A 2,165-nucleotide genomic window follows, 5' to 3' on the forward strand; every position below is an offset into this window, starting at 1 on the left:
TGATATTCACCCGGCCGCACGGATCGGGCGGAGCGTCTTCATTGACCATGCAACCGGCATCGTGATCGGCGAGACGGCGGTGGTGGAAGATGATGTCTCCATGCTTCACGGTGTGACGCTTGGCGGCACGGGCAAGGAGCAGGGCGACCGCCATCCGAAGATAAGGCGCGGTGTCCTGATTTCGGTCGGGGCCAAAGTGCTCGGCAATATTGAGGTCGGTGAATATAGCCGAGTTGGTGCGGGCAGCGTGGTTCTGCAGAATGTGCCGCCGCATTGCACCGCTGTCGGCGTGCCCGCAAAGATTGTCGGTTGCGCGGGGTGCGACAAGCCTGCCCATGCGATGGATCAGATGATCCAGGGCGAGGGTGAGAACGGCGGGAATATCTGACAGCTCGCCGCCGCGTTCAGGGCAGCCGATCCTTCATCGCGTAAAACACCATGCCTGCCACAAGGCCGGGATAGCGCAGCCATGTGCCGCCCGGAAAGCGCGGCGTCTTTAGCTTTGCCATGATGTCGAAGCGTTCGGCCTGTCCGGCCACTGCTTCCGCGACAAGCTTGCCGCCAAGCGTCGCGATGTTGATGCCCTGCCCGGAATAGCCATGCGCAAAGACAATGTTGGGTTCAAGGCGGCCGAAATGCGGCATGCGCTTCAGCGTGATAGCGACGGCGCCAGACCAGGCATAGTCGATGCGCCTGTTTTCCAACTGCGGGACAACACGCAGCATGGGCTTGCGCACGAAAGCGGCGAGGTCTTTCGGCAGATTTGGTGAGTAGCTTTCACCACCCCCAAAGAGCAGGCGGCCATCTGCCGAGAGGCGGTAATAGTCGATGACGAATTTCGTATCCTGAATGCACACATCATCGCGGATGAGTTTCCGCGCGTCATCGCCCAGCGGCTCTGTTGCGAGGATGAAATTGTTGATCGGCATGATCATGCCCGCCACACGCGGCTCCAGCATACCGAGATAGGCATTGCAGGCGAGGATGACGTGCGATGCCTTCACCGTGCCCTTTGCCGTTTTGACAAGGGCAGGGTCGGTGCGGGAAATCTCCGTGACGCGGCTTTCTTCGTGGATCACCACACCTGCCGCGCGGGCTGCGCGGGCAAGACCCAGCGCATAGTTCAGCGGATGGAGATGAGCGCCATCCTCATCGAGTATGCCGCCGTGATAGCAATCGGTTGCAACCATCTCGCGCATTTCTTCGCGCGGGACATAGCGCATCGCCGTGTAGCCATATTCTGACGCCATGTGATCGACTTCGCTGCGGAACCATTCCGCATCACCCTTCTTCCACGCGGCATGGAGAAGGCCGGGCTTCAGGTCGCACTGAATATTGTGACGGGCGATCAGTTCCTTGACGAGTGCATTGCTCTCGACGCCAAGTTCCCAGAGTCGATGTGCCCAGTCGCGGCCAAGGCGTTCTTCGAGAGACCGCTGATCCTTCCGCTGGCCGATGCCAAGCTGGCCGCCATTGCGGCCCGATGCGCCCCAGCCGATGCGCTCTGCTTCCAGCACCACAACGCGATAGCCGCGTTCTGCAAGATGAAGCGCGGCAGAAAGCCCCGTATAGCCTGCTCCTACAATGCAGACATCCGCCGTTATATCTCCCTGCAGCGGAGCAGGCGGCGGAGCGTCATTCGCGGTGGCGGCATAGTAGGAGGGGGGATATGCCATGATGGTCAGAGTTCGATCTTCTCGTCCTTGCGATCATCCGCGTGAATCTCGCAGAGATCGAGGCAGGCTTCAAACGGGGCGCTGTCGCGCGTGTTTTCCAGCGCCTCGTCATCTTCCCAGTCGCTGCGAAAGATCACCTTGTCATCTTCGGTCGAGATTTCCGCGCCGAGAAAGCCGCGTGGCGGGTTGCGGTCAAACTCGCGCTCCTTATAGGCGCGGAGCTGCGTCAGAATGTGATCGGCCTGCGAGGTTTCGAAGGTGATCTTGAGGGCGATGGCCATAGTCTCTCCTTATCCGTTCCGCCCTTTCGGGCGGGTCGCTTGTCGTCGCGGCCGCTCTATACCACGGATTGCGCGGTGCGCACGTCATGCAGTGGCGTGGAAGGGGTGCGGCTCTTTCCCGCTTTGCCCGGACGGTGCGGCACGGCAGAATGATCGAAACAAATCATAACCGCAGGGCAGGGAGCAGCAAATGGGACGTGTTAAGGGC

General features: G+C 60.6%; 2 protein-coding genes and 1 pseudogene. 1 reads left to right on the plus strand and 2 read right to left on the minus strand.

Going from position 1 to position 2,165, the window contains the following annotated elements; all coding sequences use genetic code 11:
• A pseudogene (gene cysE / locus WBF74_RS07865) lies at nucleotides 1-388 on the plus strand (serine O-acetyltransferase); the annotation flags it as partial.
• A 16-nt stretch (nucleotides 389-404) separates the two neighbouring features.
• Here the strand turns inward: cysE and WBF74_RS07870 are convergent.
• Nucleotides 405-1,676, minus strand: coding sequence for an NAD(P)/FAD-dependent oxidoreductase (locus tag WBF74_RS07870; RefSeq protein WP_424437747.1), 1,272 nt, complete (start codon nucleotides 1,674-1,676; stop codon nucleotides 405-407).
• A 5-nt stretch (nucleotides 1,677-1,681) separates the two neighbouring features.
• Nucleotides 1,682-1,957, minus strand: coding sequence for a hypothetical protein (locus tag WBF74_RS07875; protein ID WP_424437750.1), 276 nt, complete (start codon nucleotides 1,955-1,957; stop codon nucleotides 1,682-1,684).
• Nucleotides 1,958-2,165: the final 208 nt, after the last annotated feature.

Origin of the sequence: Parvibaculum sp. (assembly GCF_049672805.1) — a bacterium.
Classification (GTDB): domain Bacteria; phylum Pseudomonadota; class Alphaproteobacteria; order Parvibaculales; family Parvibaculaceae; genus Parvibaculum.